The 17,833-nt window shown below is 42.8% G+C and carries 11 protein-coding genes; 6 read left to right on the forward strand and 5 right to left on the reverse strand.

Annotation, left to right across the window (positions count from 1 at the left end):
• Positions 1-16: 16 nt before the first annotated feature.
• Both lpdA and ACESQI_RS14245 read right to left on the reverse strand, forming a co-directional pair.
• Positions 17-1,360, reverse strand: a complete 1,344-nt coding sequence (gene lpdA / locus ACESQI_RS14240; RefSeq protein ID WP_373126426.1) for a dihydrolipoyl dehydrogenase — start codon at positions 1,358-1,360, stop codon at positions 17-19.
• 19 nt (positions 1,361-1,379) lie between these two features.
• Positions 1,380-1,778, reverse strand: a complete 399-nt coding sequence (locus tag ACESQI_RS14245) for a PH domain-containing protein (RefSeq protein ID WP_373126427.1) — start codon at positions 1,776-1,778, stop codon at positions 1,380-1,382.
• A gap of 106 nt (positions 1,779-1,884) precedes the next feature.
• Here ACESQI_RS14245 and nadB point away from each other — a divergent pair, with 106 nt between their 5' ends.
• Complete coding sequence (gene nadB, locus ACESQI_RS14250; RefSeq protein ID WP_002558477.1) at positions 1,885-3,456, forward strand: L-aspartate oxidase; 1,572 nt, start codon at positions 1,885-1,887, stop codon at positions 3,454-3,456.
• 130 nt (positions 3,457-3,586) lie between these two features.
• Here nadB and ACESQI_RS14255 read toward each other — a convergent pair whose 3' ends face one another.
• From ACESQI_RS14255 to ACESQI_RS14265, 3 genes are all read right to left on the reverse strand, one after another.
• The gene (locus ACESQI_RS14255; RefSeq protein ID WP_373126430.1) at positions 3,587-4,453 is read right to left on the reverse strand and encodes a T9SS type A sorting domain-containing protein; all 867 of its coding nucleotides are present in this window, start codon (positions 4,451-4,453) and stop codon (positions 3,587-3,589) included.
• Between the two features lie 40 nt (positions 4,454-4,493).
• Positions 4,494-5,729, reverse strand: a complete 1,236-nt coding sequence (locus ACESQI_RS14260; RefSeq protein ID WP_373126432.1) for a glycoside hydrolase family 88 protein — start codon at positions 5,727-5,729, stop codon at positions 4,494-4,496.
• 123 nt (positions 5,730-5,852) lie between these two features.
• On the reverse strand, positions 5,853-6,959 hold the full coding sequence (locus ACESQI_RS14265; protein WP_373126434.1) for an alginate lyase family protein: 1,107 nt from the start codon (positions 6,957-6,959) through the stop codon (positions 5,853-5,855).
• Between the two features lie 363 nt (positions 6,960-7,322).
• Between ACESQI_RS14265 and ACESQI_RS14270 the strand changes: the two genes are divergently transcribed.
• From ACESQI_RS14270 to ACESQI_RS14290, 5 genes are all read left to right on the forward strand, one after another.
• Complete coding sequence (locus ACESQI_RS14270; protein ID WP_195450263.1) at positions 7,323-8,261, forward strand: T9SS type A sorting domain-containing protein; 939 nt, start codon at positions 7,323-7,325, stop codon at positions 8,259-8,261.
• Complete coding sequence (locus ACESQI_RS14275) at positions 8,258-10,645, forward strand: polysaccharide lyase family 8 super-sandwich domain-containing protein (RefSeq protein WP_373126436.1); 2,388 nt, start codon at positions 8,258-8,260, stop codon at positions 10,643-10,645. Before ACESQI_RS14270 ends, ACESQI_RS14275 begins: the two co-directional genes overlap by 4 nt.
• Positions 10,646-10,973: 328 nt before the next feature.
• Complete coding sequence (locus tag ACESQI_RS14280) at positions 10,974-12,791, forward strand: beta-galactosidase family protein (RefSeq protein ID WP_373126437.1); 1,818 nt, start codon at positions 10,974-10,976, stop codon at positions 12,789-12,791.
• Between the two features lie 220 nt (positions 12,792-13,011).
• On the forward strand, positions 13,012-16,098 hold the full coding sequence (locus ACESQI_RS14285) for a TonB-dependent receptor (protein WP_195450265.1): 3,087 nt from the start codon (positions 13,012-13,014) through the stop codon (positions 16,096-16,098).
• Between the two features lie 6 nt (positions 16,099-16,104).
• Positions 16,105-17,811: a RagB/SusD family nutrient uptake outer membrane protein gene (locus ACESQI_RS14290; RefSeq protein ID WP_007483058.1), complete on the forward strand. Its 1,707-nt coding sequence runs from the start codon at positions 16,105-16,107 to the stop codon at positions 17,809-17,811.
• Positions 17,812-17,833: the final 22 nt, after the last annotated feature.

Raw genomic sequence — 17,833 nt, forward strand, 5'->3', positions numbered from 1 at the left:
ACGTTTAGTTTCTTAATCACAGGGCTTCCCTGAATATTTCGGCTACTGTGGGGTGGGGGAATACAATCTTCTTCCACTCCGTAGTAGTCAGTTTCAACTCTACTGCCATGCCAGCAAGGGTGATAATTTCGGAAGCAGGATTACCAAGTACATGGGCACCCAGGATCGTTTTATCCTCACCGATCAATAGTTTGCACATACCGTTCACACCTTCATTTTCAGCAACAAAACGGCCTGAATACGCCATGGGTAATTTAACAATGTGATAGGGAATACCTTTTGCCAACAGACTTTCTTCAGTATGCCCCACTCCGGCAATCTCCGGATTGGTATATACTACACCGGGGATGGCACGATAACTCATCACATCGTCCCTACCAAGAATGGTATGTACGGCTACTTCTGCTTCGCGAACCGCCGTATGGGCAAGCAGCGAAAAGCCTGTAAGGTCACCACAGACATATACACCCGGTTCGGAGGTCTGCATTTTAGAATTAACGGCAACGTTCCCGCGTTCCGTCAATACCAGTTTCAGATTTTCGAGTCCGAAACCTTTGGTGACAGGGCGACGGCCTACACTCATCAGTAGCTTTTCCGCAATCACACTACCGGAGCCTTCGGCATTCTCATAAGAGACTACAGCTTCTGTTTCATTTTGCGACAGAGAAATAACCTTCGTGCTCAGGAGGAATCGGATACCTCGTTTCGCATATTCGGCACGAAGCAAGGCAGAAAGTTCTTTATCCATTCCGTTTAGTATCTCATCCAGCATTTCTATCACTGTCACCTGTACACCAAGGCTATTGAAGAAAGAGGCAAACTCCATTCCGATAACACCACCGCCAACGATAGCCAGTGAAGCAGGTAATTCTTTGTTATCAAGCGCATCGCGATGCGTCCAGTAATTCACCGTATCAATGCCTGCGATAGGAGGAATAAAGGTTTCAGAACCGGTACAAAGTATCAGATTCTCACATTCGTAAGTCTCTTCACCACAACGAACCGTGTTCTTATCCACAATCTGAGCCATGCCCTGCACAATCGTTACATTGTTGGAAGTTAGTTTACCTTTCACTCCCAATACCAGTTTACGTACTACTTTACTCTTACGGGCAATTATCTTCGACAAATCAAAAGAGACCTCCGGCACGGTTACAGCATATTTGGAAGCATGTTTCGCTCCGTCATACGTCTTTGCCGAATAGAGCAAAGTCTTGGTAGGAATACATCCTTCGTTAAGACAGACTCCACCTAAATTCTGCTTTTCAAAAAGCAAAACACTCAGTCCGGCTTTGCCGGCTGTTTCGGCAGCTGTGTAGCCCGCAGGACCGCCGCCAATAATAATTACCTGGTATTTCATATGATTCGAATTAGTTCCACTAACCGTTATTTTTTATCTTCTCCAGCCACTCCATAAACTCCCGCTCTTTGACCGGCATCACCGATACAAATTTATCTTTACCGTATTCAATCAATACATATTCGGTTACCGAGAAACGGCCGAACTTCATTGAATGATGCTTTTGCACAGAGATAATATCTTTGAGAGCAATTGTCTTCTTACGTGTAAAGCGTCCGTAAGAAAGAATCAGTTCACCCTGTGACGTGACGGTATAGGTGGTATGAATCACCTGTTCGATCACCACAATGAGCAACAGCATCATAAAAGCAGCAAGCAGAATATACTTACACCACAGGAAGCCAAACGCGTTTGCTCCCAGTGCCACCAGAAGAAAATATTGATACCAGGCAATGCGGGCATGGAAAACTCGGTTCATTTTGTCAGATTTTTGCTGCCAAGTTAGCAATTTTATGAATTAATGGCAACGAAAAGTACAATGAAAACAGTTATTTTGTAGTTTTGCGGTAATAAACATTTAGATTATGGTTAAAAAGTTCGATTTCCTCGTCATCGGTTCCGGTATTGCCGGAATGAGCTTTGCTTTGAAAGTGGCACACAAAGGAAAAGTAGCCCTTATCTGTAAGAGCGGTTTGGAAGAGGCAAACACTTATTTTGCACAGGGGGGAGTGGCCTCCGTTACGAATCTCCTGGTAGACAATTTCGATAAGCATATTGAAGACACAATGATTGCCGGTGACTGGATCAGTGACCGTGCTGCCGTAGAAAAAGTTGTACGGGAGGCTCCGGCACAAATCGAAGCACTTATCAACTGGGGAGTAGAATTCGATAAAAACGAAGAAGGAGAATTCGACCTGCACCGCGAAGGAGGGCATTCGGAATTCCGCATTCTTCATCACAAAGATAATACCGGAGCTGAGATTCAGGACAGTCTTATCAAGGCTGTACAACGCCATCCCAACATTACAGTAATCGAAAATCACTTTGCGGTTGAGATATTAACCCAGCATCATCTTGGGGTGACTGTCACACGTCAGACACCGGACATCAAATGTTACGGTGCTTATATCCTCGACCCGAAAACCGGGAAGGTAGATACCTACCTGGCAAAGGTAACACTTATGGCAACCGGTGGGGTAGGAGCAGTGTACCAGACAACTACCAATCCGTTGGTAGCTACCGGAGACGGTATTGCTATGGTATACCGTGCCAAGGGAACGGTGAAAGATATGGAGTTCGTACAGTTTCATCCTACAGCGCTTTATCATCCGGGCGACCGTCCTTCTTTCCTCATTACCGAAGCCATGCGTGGCTACGGTGCCGTACTCCGTACGATGGACGGTAAAGAGTTCATGCAGAAATATGACCCCCGTCTTTCATTGGCTCCGCGCGATATCGTAGCACGTGCCATTGACAACGAAATGAAAAACCGGGGTGATGACCATGTCTATCTCGACGTCACTCACAAAGATCCCGAAGAGACCCGGAAGCACTTCCCGAACATTTATGAGAAATGCCTCAGCTTAGGTATTGACATTACAAAAGAGTATATTCCGGTTGCTCCGGCGGCCCATTATCTCTGTGGAGGTATCCTGGTAGATCTCAACGCCCAGTCGTCTATCGAACGGCTTTATGCGGTGGGCGAATGCTCTTGTACAGGTTTGCATGGTGGCAATCGCTTAGCTTCAAACTCTCTGATCGAAGCCGTTGTGTATGCCGACGCAGCTGCCAAACATACGTTGGAAGTAGTAGACCAATATGATTATAATCCGGATATCCCGGAATGGAATGACGAGGGTACCCGTTCGCCCGAAGAGATGGTATTGATTACCCAAAGCATGAAAGAGGTGAATCAGATTATGAGTACGTATGTAGGTATCGTTCGAAGTGACCTTCGCTTGAAACGTGCATGGGACCGGTTGGATATCCTTTATGAGGAAACAGAAAGCTTATTCAAACGCAGTGTAGCATCTAAAGAAATTTGCGAGTTGCGTAACATGATTAACGTGGGATATCTCATCATGCGTCAGGCGATGGAGCGAAAAGAGAGCCGCGGACTGCATTATACAATTGACTACCCGCATGCAAAGAAGTAATTTCTAAAAAAAATAGTGCATCTTTAATCCTCACAACAAGGCAATATTACTGCCTATTATTGTGGAATTAAAGATGCACATCTTTTTCAATTATCCTGGTTGTATCTTAATACCGTGTCTATAGAGAATCCTATTTAACTACTACCTTACGGGTTACCTCTCCATCGGCTGTCTGCAACTTCACAAGATAAAGTCCGCTACCAAGGTTGATGTTATCAGTTCCACCATTTGCTGCTTTCTGAGCAACTACCGAGCCCAAAGTATTGAATACGGTAACCATTCCTTCGGCACCTTCAAAAGAGATACCATTATCGTTAGAGTAAACATTGAAAGTATCCTTAGCAGAAATATTGATGATGCCTACACCTTCGGGAATTTCACCATACCCAACTTCCAGATCATCAATATAACGAATACCGTTACTTCTGAGCTGAATATCAAAGGAAGTAAGGTCCAATTTGGCAAGTTCTACATAAATACCATATTGTTTCCATTCGGTAGTAAGCTCCACATAAGGCACATTATCCCAGTTTCCTCCGTTTGACGGATTATATAACTGGCCAGTACCAATATGCATTTTTGTTCCATCTACATCGCTTTTTGCCCAGAATGTATAATAGAAATCATCACCTCTATCTATGAAAAACGGATTAGCAATATAATCTTCCGCATATACACTTGTCACCTGTGATACACCTACGTGCCAGCTAAACCAGGTAGACACAATACCTGTAGTAATAATCTTACAAGCCTTGTCAGCTTCCCCATTACGGTTCTCTGCTTTTTCAAAGGTTACCTCTACCTTGTTAGTACCCGAAGTCCAGTTATTATTAGAAGGAGATACCCAGCCGGCAGGTCTTACACCTATCACATTTTCTTCTGAATCTTTGACGTCCACCCAACTGTCAAAACTGGTATTATATCCGTCTACAAAATACTGTGCATTCATGTTTGCACTTACAAATAATAATGCTACTGCGTAAAATAATTTTCTCATACGAATTGATTTAAAAAGTTAATAATTATGTTATTGAAGTCTACTTCTTACTGTCGTAATGTTCATACCGGTTCAGAGCTTCCAGAAAGTAGTAATCGGCATAAACCAATGGGACATCAATTTCTTGATTGTGAGGGATACTACCCACACTATGCATCAGGATAAAGTTATTGTTAGTGCCCGGAACTGCCCGGTAAGCCGGTGAAGAGAGTGATTTAAGTATCTTAACGGCTGCATCGTAATATGTCTTTTCATTCGGTACATACGTAGCCAGTTCCAGAAAAGCAGAAGCAACAATAGCCGCCGCCGATGCATCACGGGGAACTACTTTAAAGCGGTTAGGATCATAGGCCCAATCGGGAACATACCCTTCCTGTCCGGCATTAAAATCCCAATAAGGAACCCCGTCTTCGGGAAGATTCGGATGATTGAGCCAATAGTCTGCCGTATGTATGGCTATTTCGAGGAATTTCGGATTCTTCGTTTCACGATAAGCCATTGTATAACCATATATAGCCCATGCCTGTCCGCGTGCCCATGCCGAATTATCGGAGAATCCCTGACAAGTGGCCTGATGAAGAACCTTTCCTGTCAACGTATCATAATCTACTACGTGATAATTGCTATAATCTTTGCGCAACTGATTCTTCGCAGTTGTCTCCGCATGGGTAGTGGCTATCTTGGCATACCTTGTATCGCCTGTCACTTTAGAAGCAAAATAGAGTAACTCTAAGTTCATCATATTATCAATAATCACCGGATAGAACCACTCATCTCTCCCATTCCAGGCTTTCCGATAATTCCATGACTTGATGCATCCTGTCACCTCACTGAAACGGGTAGTCAGAGAATTGGCAGCTTCTATAATCACATCCTTATATTCTTCTTTACCTGTAAGCCGATACGCGTTACCAAAACTGCAATAGATAAGAAAACCAATGTCATGATGACTTGTCAGCTTTTTCATCGGCTCCAGAGCCTCGGTCCATTTGATAGCACTCTGTTTCCAATTCTCCTCGCGGTTGTGTTCATAGATATACCATAAACATCCCGGATAGAATCCTTCCGTCCAATCATTCTTCGGGGTAGCAATCAGCTTTCCATCCTTGCCTGTAGTACGCGGATACACAGTAGGTTCGGGAACCGCTTTGAGTTGATTGCTCAAATGTTGTTCGGCAACTAAAAAATCGTCATCAATGAGTGCTTTCTTTTTGTCCGTTTGTACACAAGACATACAAAGAGAACAGCTCAGCAGTAATAGTCCAATAATTCGCATATAGGTTAATGTTTTCGTTATGTATTTTTTCTTTAGTAGTCAAGTAGTTATCACTTCGTTAGTAGTAAGTAGCAGATAGCATCCTACTTAACTACTTTGACTACTTACCATTTAACTACTATTTTACTGTTCTCCAGTACCATAATACCAGCGCAGGTTACTAAGTGTCAGTCGCCAGGTATAAAATGGGTTACCACCACGATATTTCTCAACGGCACGGATAAGGTCATGATCCATTTCAAAAATCTCATCAGCAGCATACATGGTACCACCGGGGTTATAAGGTTTATTATAGTCACTACGCTGCTTATCGGGCGCCCATTCTGTTTCTACGAATTCTAAATGTGGATTCTTAGCCGGATCAAGCAGGTATGGTTTCCAGAAATCAACACTCTTCTTTATTGAAGCTCCCCAATTAACATCCCGTGCATAAAATTCATCGGCCGCTTCATAACCCTCATAACAGGCTATTGCATGACAAATTTCAGCAAAAAACAGTAAGTCGTAAGCATGGTAAGCAAAAGCATCACGTCCTAACAAATCGGTAGTAGTACCATTAGGATATAGATTATTTTTCACCCAGGCAGGATATCTGTTCTTAAAGTAATCTATCACCGTCTTATCATTCAATGCTAAACCATAATGATAGAACTGTTGATGAAGACAAGTTCCCCAGTTATTTTCCCGCAGATCATTATCTTTAATAAATACATTGACACGTTTTCTGAACCAACTGTCTATCTCTTCTCTGTCTTCCTGTGAAATCACATTGCGAATGATACTATATCCTTCTACAGCCGGAGTATAAACACTCTCATGAATATTTGATTTGGACACAGCAACATTTACTTTTCCCCAGGCTTTCAGATATTCAACCGCTTTATTGAGGAATTTCTCTTCCTGCGAGAACACATAAACAACGCAAAGCTGGTAGATGGCATTCATCTCATCTTTAATCTCTATATTAGCAGGATTGTTGGAAGTTGAGACCGCAGTAGTAGTTTTCCTATCATTGTTTACAATACTTTCCGCCGGATTTCTCATCTGCTTAATGTATGCACTCTTAGGAGGATTATTACCTTTCTTCTCAATATCTTCTTTCATCTTATCATAATGATAACGGGTCATCATCAGATTGGGAAACATCAAATCTACATTATCCGTAGACTGGCTTTTCACGGCAAGCGAACCGCCTACCAACAGAAACAGGAGTAAAATGTGCTTTTTCATCGTCTATTATATTAATGTAACCAATGTGGAATAGTTGTTGTCAACTGATCACAGGAGCAAATGTAGGAAGGATGCTGCAAACCCAGGTTGATGTATTGTATCAGCAGTAGTATCGAATTATCTTTCGGACAATATAAACCTATAATACGGATAAAAATGCCCGTATACGGTCATATACACAGAACATGAAGAATAAGTTTCTTCCGAACAAAAGCAAAGGGACACTTCAGATAATATAATCCCCATTTCGTCCAACGGACAATAAAATCATCTATTTCGGACAATAGACAACATCTGATTTTCGCAACATCCCCTACTTTTGTAAGTAGTAAAACAAAATCAGCCTCACAAATTGATTAAATTATGAAAAACAAGATCATTACCTCTGTGCTGTTAGCAGCATCTATCTCTTTCTCCGGTAACATGTCCGCACAAGAACTCTTCCGGGCAGACTTTGAAACCTACGAAACAACTCCTTATTTTTTCCGTTTCGGCAATAAAGGAAAGTTAGGCGATTACAAACCTAAGTCACGCTGGATGTATTCGCATGAAGTAATAGATAATCCGGTACCTTCTGCTGAGGGTAACAACTCAGCCAAAGTATTACGCTACTCTTCCATGGAAGCACGTAATTATGGATTAAAATTCCTGTTTGATACCCCCATTGGCATTGATGACTTAAAAGTAGTAGAGTTTACAATCTATCAACCACTTAATGTGATTGGTAAGGATACGGACGACTTTGAAGATCCCGCCGAAAAACAAGATATCTGTATCAAACTGCTATCTAAGTTCAATACCACAAATGATTTCAGACAGGACGACGGTATACTCCTATATAAATCTGTCTATGAATTTACTACTGAAGGAGAGTGGATAACCTATACGTTCAAGTTCAATAAAACAGAGTACTCCAGCCAGATAAGCAAATTCACAAATGGAGTATTGGGAGTAGCTATCTTACCTACTTATAATTCAAATGTCACGCTGTATGAAGACGAACAGCACGTTTGTTATATCGACAATATCACAGTCAACCCCGTACCTACCGGTATTAACAACCAGAATACCGAAAAACTGATGATTAACTACAGTAACGGACAACTCATTATTTGCGGTACAGAAAACGGCCCCGCCCGTATAACGGTTTACGACACGAACGGATGTGCGGTAACAACATCAGAAGTCACCGTAGAAAACGGAAAAGCTTCACTAACTTTGCCGCTTGATAATAATAAGGTATATTTGGTAAATGTAGTCACACAAAATCAGAGTTATCGCCAAAAGATCAGTAAACTATGAAACGCATACAAACCTGTTTGATACTAATCGGACTGCTGTGTATCAGTAACCTGTACGCAACAGATAATGAAAAGACAGAAACAATCCGTCGGTTAAGACAGGAGTTTACAACACATATCAACGGAACTCCTGTAACCACTTATACGCTGCAAGAGTCCTTGGCCCTGATTGACGCAGAAGGCCGTTTTACAGACAAACGTGCAGAAGAAGAGATAATCATCCGCAACAATTATGCTGCCGGAACCAATATGGCTCACTGCATTCAAATTAATAACCTGACCCGTGACTGCTTTGAACGGTTACAGGTTATAGCCGAATCCTATCGCGGGAAGAAGAATCTTGATCCTCAGGATAACGGGGTACAAACCCTTTTACGCGGCATCGCCTTTTACGGTAAAATGGAAAATGAACGTAATAATGACGCTCCCGGACGCTTCCATGCTTCCTGCTTTGCCACTCCACGGGCAGCCGTAAAAATCTACTTTGCGCTACTTGACCTGATGGACAGAATCGAAACGGGCGAAGTAAAAGACTCAACAGCCCTTCTGGCACACCAAAAACTATTTGATGTGGGTTTTCAATCGTGGACACAACCCTACAGACACGATGAGACAGACAAAAATGTGGTAAGCGTAGAGAGATTCCGCAAACACGTCTGGTGGGTAGGAGGCAATGCACTCGATTATCGTCCGGTATTGGAGGCAGCTGTCATGATGAGCTCGGTTCCTATGATAGACGTACTCGCCGAAGTAGCCATCCGTTCGCTCTCTGTCGTATCACAAACCACTTATGACGAGGCTTTCTGGACAGAAGGCACCACTGCCGATGGGGCCGGATGGGGGCACGGTAAGCAATGTCTCGTTTGGGGATATCCTATAGATGGACTGAAAGGAACGTTCCGTATACTGAAGTACCTGCAAGGATCTCCGTGGGCCAAGCAACTCTCGCGGGAGAATGTGGAAGTAGTACTCAACTACATCCGTTGCTCTGCCTTTTATCATCATAAAGGTATCATTCCACCACTTGTAGACCGAGGAAACATGACACGTAAAAATAACCGCCGGGGCAATGTGCCTTCACATATCCTGGCCAAAACATTACTGGCAGACTGGCATTCGTCACTCACTCCTGAAGAGGTAAACGAACTGAAACAGTTTGTTGATGAATCCTCCCGCCAGGATGTGCAAATGGCTTCGGCACCCGATGGATACTACCACGGTACCCGTTATTTCTATAACAATGACGACCTGATAAAGAAAACCAATGATTACTATCTCTTTATCAATATGGGATCTGTACGGGTAGACGGATTGGAGAGTGCTTATCCCGGTGCAGCAGGTTATAACCTCTACAGCGCCGATGGAGTCACTCTTTTCCAACACGATGGAAGTGAGTACCGTAACATCACCGGAGCCATGAAACTTACAGCCTGGCCGGGTGTCACTACACGACAAACGCCTACAGAACTAAACCCAATCGAAAACTGGAGTGGATATACCAGTTCTTATGATTTCGCCGCCGGAGCAACCGATGGTAAAGGAGATTTTGCCACCGGTTTCATCTATCAGAAAATTAATGCGAAGATGAAAGGAGATCCGGATGCCTCGGAAGCCAAAGATGTAAACAAAGACATATACGGCGTACGGGCTTACAAAAGCTACTTTATGTTTGATGATATATTCCTTGCCTTAGGAGCCGGAATCACCAACCTCTCTCCGGAGAAAGAAGGGAATATCACTACCACGATTGAACAGACTTATAGTCCGGTTGCTCCTGAAATAGTAAAGAAGGGAAAAATCAGTTGGATACGCCACGGAGGTTTCACCTACGGAGTAATTCCCCAGCAGACTTCAGGTGAAATGAAATGGAACCGCGAAGAACGTGCTACCAATTGGCAAAAACTTTGCAAAGCCAACACAGAACCGGAAACAACAGTACCGGTATTCCAGATGGAAATCGTACACGGACGGGAAATAAAAGATGCTACCTATGCTTATGTAGTAGATTGTAAAGGCGAATTCCCCCAAAAGATACCTGCCATACTGGCTAACAACACCCATCTGCAAGCAGCCGAAAACCCAAAAGGAACAAAGTTAGGAGCCGTTTATTTTGATACCTCCGTTACAGCAAAAGGTAAATTCGGAACATTCAAGGTATCTTCGCCCGCAGCCCTGTTTGCAGAGAAAAAGGATGGAAAACTCATTCTCACAGTAACAGATGCTTTGATGAAAAAGGATCTGAACAGCCTGACTGTATATACCTCTGTGCCCGTCAGAGGTGAAGGAGTCAGCAAACAGTCTAAGAATATCTATGAAATAAAGATTCCCCTACCGGCAGGAGCGCATTGCGGACAACCTGCTACGGTAACATTAGAATTACTCTGACAACTCTATGAATCAACCTGTATGAAACAAACGCACTTTTAAGTGGATTCATTTTCCGCCTTCTGCTCCGGTTTATACACTACTATAAATCAAGAGCAGAAATGCGGAAATTGATATAATGTAAAATCTAACTAAGCAATATTTCAAATTTAGTTCATACTATGACAGCGTTTTATTGAAACGCAAATGATCGCAGATTTTCGCAGATTAAATAGCTGCGCTATATTTGAGCGATGATATGCTTTGCGTAAATCTGCGAGTTTCTGCGTTTCAATAATAATATCATATAATTTCGAAAGATTACTTACCATTAATAAACTATCATTTTATGAAAAAGAAGCTTTTAACTTTTTTAATGGCACTGGCTCTATTAACAGGCGGCGGTGCATTGGTTCAAGCACAGACAAAAGGTACACATTCTTTCTGTCTGGGCGATAATCAATTCTGGCTGGATGATAAACCGTTCCAGATTATCTCCGGCGAGATCCATCCGTCACGTATCCCCGCAGAATATTGGAAACAACGAATACAAATGATCAAGGCAATGGGATGTAATACCGTAGCTTGCTATATCATGTGGAACTATCATGAAAGTGAACCGGGTGTATTCGATTTTCAGACAGGCAATAAGGATCTGGAAAAATTCATCCGGACTGTGCAGGAAGAAGATATGTTCCTTTTATTCCGTCCCGGACCTTATGTTTGCGGTGAATGGGATTTCGGTGGATTACCTGCTTATCTGTTGTCTACACCGGATATAAAAATCCGTTGCATGGACCCACGGTATACTACTGCTGTGGAGCGTTATGCTACTGCAATAGCCCCTATTATCAAGAAGTACGAAGTTACCAATGGCGGCCCTATCATCATGGTACAGGTGGAAAACGAATATGGAAGCTATGGCAATGACCGTACATATATGAAGTGGATTCATGATCTTTGGAGAGACAAAGGTATTGAAGTCCCATTCTACACAGCTGACGGAGCTACTCCTTATATGCTTGAAGCAGGAACACTTCCCGGTGTAGCCATCGGTCTTGACCCGGCTGCTTCAAAGGCAGAATTCGATGAAGCCCTGAAAGTACATCCCGATGCCAGTGTATTCTGTTCCGAGCTTTATCCCGGATGGCTTACTCACTGGCGTGAAAACTGGCAACACCCGTCTATCGAAAAGATTACAACGGATGTGAAATGGCTGCTTGATAATGGTAAATCGTTCAACTACTATGTGATACACGGTGGAACAAACTTTGGATTTTGGGCAGGAGCCAACTCCCCCCAACCCGGTATTTACCAACCGGACGTGACCAGCTATGACTACGATGCTCCTATCAATGAAATGGGACAAGCTACCCCCAAATATATGGCGTTACGTGAATTGACCCAGAAGTACAGTAAAAAGAAACTTGCCCCGATTCCTGCTCCGATCCCAGTCATTACATTCCCTGCAACAGAGACACAGAAATATGCAAGTATCTGGGATAACCTTCCTGCTGCTAAACCAATTGTTCAGCCACTTCCGATGGAAATGATGAATCAATATGAAGGAATGATATTGTATCGTACGAAACTGATTGGTCACAAGAGCGGTACACTCCGTGTAGATGAGGTACACGACTACGCTACTGTCTTTCTGAACGGACGCTACATCGGAAGTATTGACCGTACACTGGGACAACACTCTATTGACCTTCCAGTATCCAATGTAGAAAATCCGGTACTTGATATCCTGGTAGAGAGTATGGGACGCATTAACTTTGCCGCACAGATGATTGACCGTAAAGGTATCACCGACCGTGTCACTCTGAACGGAATGACATTAATGAATTGGGACGCATTTAATATCCCCATGTCTACAGAGTATGTATCCAAACTGAAACAAACCGACACTGTGCGTCCGGGTATGTTCTTCAAAGCCACTGTACAACTGGATAAAGCCGGAGACTGCTACATCGACATGAAAGACTTTACAAAAGGACTTGTTTATGTCAACGGACACAACCTGGGACGCTTCTGGAATGTGGGTCCTCAGTACCGTCTGTATTGTCCGGGAGTCTGGTTGAAAGAGGGTATAAACGAAATCATCGTCTTTGACATGCACCAGACAGAACCAGGAGTAATAAAAGGAGTAAAAACACTGGAATAAAAACAACAAAACCAGGGTGCACCCTGTATAAATTGGCATATTTTGTCTGTAATAGGGGGCATTTTTGTCCGAATACACTATTGTAGCATTCACCAATACACAGAGTGCAGCCTGGTTCAAACCAAATACATTTTATTTGCACAACCGGAATGAGAGATAAACTTCACATCTCCATACCGCAAATTTATCAAGTCATTAATTTTTTAATCTTAGAAAAGCTATGAACACAGAAACGTTACATTTTAAATTTCTAAAAGTGTTTTGCTGTGTATTGCTACTGCAACTGGGATGGAGCCATGCGCTCGGAGCTGTGACAGAAGCAAATCAGACCCGCCAGATACAGGGTGTGATCACTGACAGTCAGGGAGAAACCTTACCTGGCGTAAATGTATTGGTAAAGGGTACATCCATTGGAGCTATCTCCGATATCGATGGTAAATTCACTTTGCAAGTACCGTCACCCAAATCCGTATTGATTATCTCTTATATAGGATATGAAACATACGAAGTGATTGTGGGTAACAAAACATCATTCAACATCGTACTGGAAGACCAGATGAATGCATTGGATGAAGTAGTCGTAGTAGCCTACGGATCACAAAAAAAACAAACGGTAACCGGTGCCGTAAGTATGATGAAAAGCAGTGAACTGGTGGCTGCTCCGGTAGCCAACGTAACCAACGCACTGGTTGGTAAATTGCCGGGAGTAGTTACTCAACAGCCGGGTGGACGTCCCGGTGAAGATGCCGCCACTATCCTGATTCGTGGTAAGTCTACCTTCAACGATGCCTCTCCTCTTATTATTATCGACGGTGTAGAACAAGAATCATTCTCACAGCTTGATGCAAATGAGATTGAGAGCCTTTCCGTATTGAAAGACGCTTCGTCTACTGCCGTATATGGTATCCGTGGTGCAAACGGTGTTATCCTGATCACTACTAAAAGAGGTAAAGAAGGAAAGCCAAAAATCTCAGTTACCGCTAATTGGGGATTACAGCGTCCTACACAGATTCCCGAATTTTTAGGTTCATATGAACACCTGGTACTTCGTAAAAAAGCATGGGAGAATGATGGAAAAGATCCGTTGCAGCAAGATAACGGACTGCTCACAGATGAATCATTAGAAGGTTTCCGATTGGGAGAAGATCCCTATCGTTATCCGGACGTAAACTGGTATGACGAAATGGTAAACAAAAGAGGTGCCCTGCAACAACAGTATAATATCAACATTTCCGGAGGTACCAAAGCAGTGAAATACTTTATCTCACTGGGATACTTGAATCAGGGTGGTATGTTCAAATATACCGACCTGCAGAAAGACTACAATCCTCAGGTGTACTATCGTCGTTTCAACTTCCGTTCAAACATCGATTTAAATATCAACAAGTACCAGACCTTATCTGCCAATATCTCCGGCCGTTCAGGTGAAATGAACGGATTCAAAGGTGCATCAGGCAGTTACTTCCAGGGATTGATCGCCAAAGAACCCTGGAGACATCCTATCTATAATCCGGATGGTTCTATTGCCGCTGTACAAGGTTCGGGTAATCCGCTTACCAGCATTGCATACAGTGGATATGAAAACTCAAAAACTAACTATTACGACATTGTAGGAACTTTGCACAATGACCTGAGCTTTATCACAAACGGCTTGTCATTTGATATGAGTATATCATTCAATAACAATTTCGGCTCAACAAAAAAATATACAGATGGTATTGATACTTATTATTATGAGCCCAACACCGGACGTTATGACCAGTTAGGTGAAGACTCGCCCTTCCGCTTTAGTGAAGATAAAAAGACCGATCCAATGCGACGCACTAACTTACAACTGAAGGTAGGCTACGGACGCAGTTTCGGCAAACATAATATCAACTCCATATTAGTTTACAACCAACAGAAAACAACGAGTGGAAGCAGTATACCAAGTGCGTTGATGGGATATGCCGCCCGCGTAGAATATGGTTTTGCCGATAAATACCTGGGTGAAGTCAGCCTGGGATATAATGGCTCAGAAAACTTTGCCAAAGGTCATCGCTTCGGATTCTTCCCATCCGGCTCATTGGGATATGTGATCTCCGAAGAAGCATTTATGGAGAAAGTGAAAAAAGTTATCCCGTATTTAAAGGTAAGAGGTTCAGTGGGTCTGGTTGGTAACGACAAATCAAAAGACCGTTTCCTCTATATGGGTGAGTTTACCGGACAAGGTATATACGCAGGAGGAGGAACTCCCAGCTTTGGTTTCGGTACAACCAATCCTTCAACCAACGGAGGTATCTATGAAAAAAGAAACGAAAATAAACTATTGACCTGGGAAACGGCTTTGAAAGGCAATATCGGTCTGGAAGCCCGTTTGTTCTCAAATGATCTGTTGAGTTTTACAGTAGACGTATTTAAAGAACACCGTAAAGACATTCTTCTTCAGGGACGTTCCACTCCACAAATCATTGGTTTATCCAGCCCTTACCTCAATGTAGGTGAAGTGAAGAACTGGGGATATGAATTTGAACTCTCTCACCGTCACCATATCGGAAAGGTAGACTACTATATCCGTGGTAACTACAGTTTTGCACGCAACGAAGTTATCAATTATGATGACCCTGCAGGAACACCCGATTATCAAAAGATAGCCGGATTCAGAATAGACCAGTTCAGAGGATATCAGGTACTCGGATTTTTCCAGAACGCAGAAGATATTAAAAGCTCACCTGATCAGACAACTTTAGGAGGTCCTATCATTCCGGGTGACCTGAAGTATTGGGACCGTAACGGAGATGGCTCTCTGACAGATGCAGATAAAGTAGCTATCGGCTATTCACGTATACCTGAAATCATGTACTCCATCACTCCGGGTATTATCTGGAAAGGATTGGAAATATCCGTTCAGTTCCAGGGAGCTGCCCATGCTTCTGTATTGTTTGCCGGAAATGCCGGTTATGAATTTGGAGGCGGTGCAGGAGGTGGACAGGTTTCAGAAGTTCACAAGAACTACTGGACTCCCGATAATCCTAACGCAGCGTATCCGTCACTACACATGGCAGCAAAACACAGCAACAAGAACATCAACTCATTCCATTTGAAATCTGCCGATTACATTCGCTTGAAGAACGTGCAGATTACTTACTCATTCCCTTCCAAAATCTATCGTAAACTGGGAATGACAGGACTGAAAGCTTATTTGAATGGAAGTAACCTCTACACATGGTCCAAGATTGACAACTTCGACCCGGAAACTGTAAACAACAGCGGAGAGGTTTATCCGCAACAAAGTGTCTATAATTTTGGTGTAAACATTAACTTTTAATCAATTATGAAAAAACTATTTATCATATATGTAATAGCGGCTTCTATAGGCTTCTCTTCCTGTACGGGATTGTTTGGGGAAGGTCAGCTGGATATGGCTCCGGTAGAAGACATCAATGAGGATAAAATATTTTCGGACTATGCTATGTTCCGTCAATATGCAGATCAGACTTATTCTTATATGCCCGGTCATCTGGGACGTTTGTGGAACTCATTGGTTTCCTCTATGGGAGATGAATCACGTAATAAGGGAGGATGTACCGCTATTTTCAACAACGGAGCATGGGACGGTACCCAAATGGAATCAAGCAACAAAATGTTTGATGCCAATAATGAGATTTCAACTATGTGGCAGAATATGTACATTGGTATCCGAAAAACCAATAAAATTATCGAAAATATAGACAGGATACCTAATTTCCCGTCACAAGAGATCAGAGACCGTTGTCTGGGAGAGGCTTACTTCCTGCGTGCTTTCTTCTACTTCGAACTGATCAAACGTTGGGGAGGTGTACCTATCATTGATCATACATTGACTTTGAATAAAGATAATCTGGACTTACCACGCGACACCTATGAAAAGTGTGTTGAATTTATCGTAAATGATTGTAACACAGCTGCCAATGGCCTACTTCCCCTAAAGTATGCCGATGCAGACAACGGACGCGCTTCAGTAGGAGCGGCAAAAGCGCTGAAATCAAGAGTACTGTTGTACGCTGCCCGCCCCTTGCACAATCCTTCCAACGACATAACAAAATGGGAAAAAGCAGCCAAAGCAGCCAAAGATGTAATCGACCTGAAACTCTATACGCTCTATCCCGATTATGTAAACATGTTCTTCCAGCCGGTTTGCAGCGAAATCATCATGAATCGTCCGCGTATCAAAATGAACTTTGAACAGGGACATACCAACGGAAGTACATTCTGGACTCGTTTCATTGCTACACAAGGATATGACGGATGGGCAGGAGAATGGGTAACTCAAAATATGGTTGACATGTTTGAAGACTCTAAAGGCTATCCAATTACGAATTCTAAGATTTACAAAGACGAAGATCCATATGCAAACAGAGACCCCCGTCTGGATATGTGCGTACTGCGTAATGACCGGTTCTGGTATAATCGTAAACTGGAATTTTGGGTATCAGCCAATGGAAAAGAAACAGGACGTGACAAAGGAACCACTCATATCAATGTATTGGGTTATGCCATAGCCAAATTCTGGCCGGAAGCACATCAACGATATAAAGGTACTTCCACCTACATGAACTATATCTTCTTCCGCTATGCAGAGATTCTGCTGAACTTTGCCGAAGCACAGAATGAAGTAGGAGGTCCGGAAAGTTCACTGGAAGGACTCTCTGTAAGGGACGTACTGACAGAACTCAGAGGACGTGTGGGGCAAGTACCTGTACCGACAGATATTTCGGATACAAAAGAAAAAATGCGTGAGCGTATCTACAATGAACGGAGTGTGGAACTTTGTTTTGAAGAACATCGCTGGTATGATGTACTATCCTGGCATAAAGGAGTAGAATATTTCAATAAAGATATCTATGGTATCCGCGTAGTAAAGAATACAGATGGAACCTTCACTTATTCTCGTGAAAAATATGAAACTCCTACATTCAAAGAACACATGCATCTCTATCCGATACCTAACAACGAAGTATACAAAAGTGCCGTATTGGAACAAAACCCGGGATGGAAATGATGATGGTATAAACCCTAAAATA

The organism is Bacteroides sp. HPS0048, assembly GCF_964240755.1.
Taxonomy (GTDB): domain Bacteria; phylum Bacteroidota; class Bacteroidia; order Bacteroidales; family Bacteroidaceae; genus Bacteroides; species Bacteroides nordii.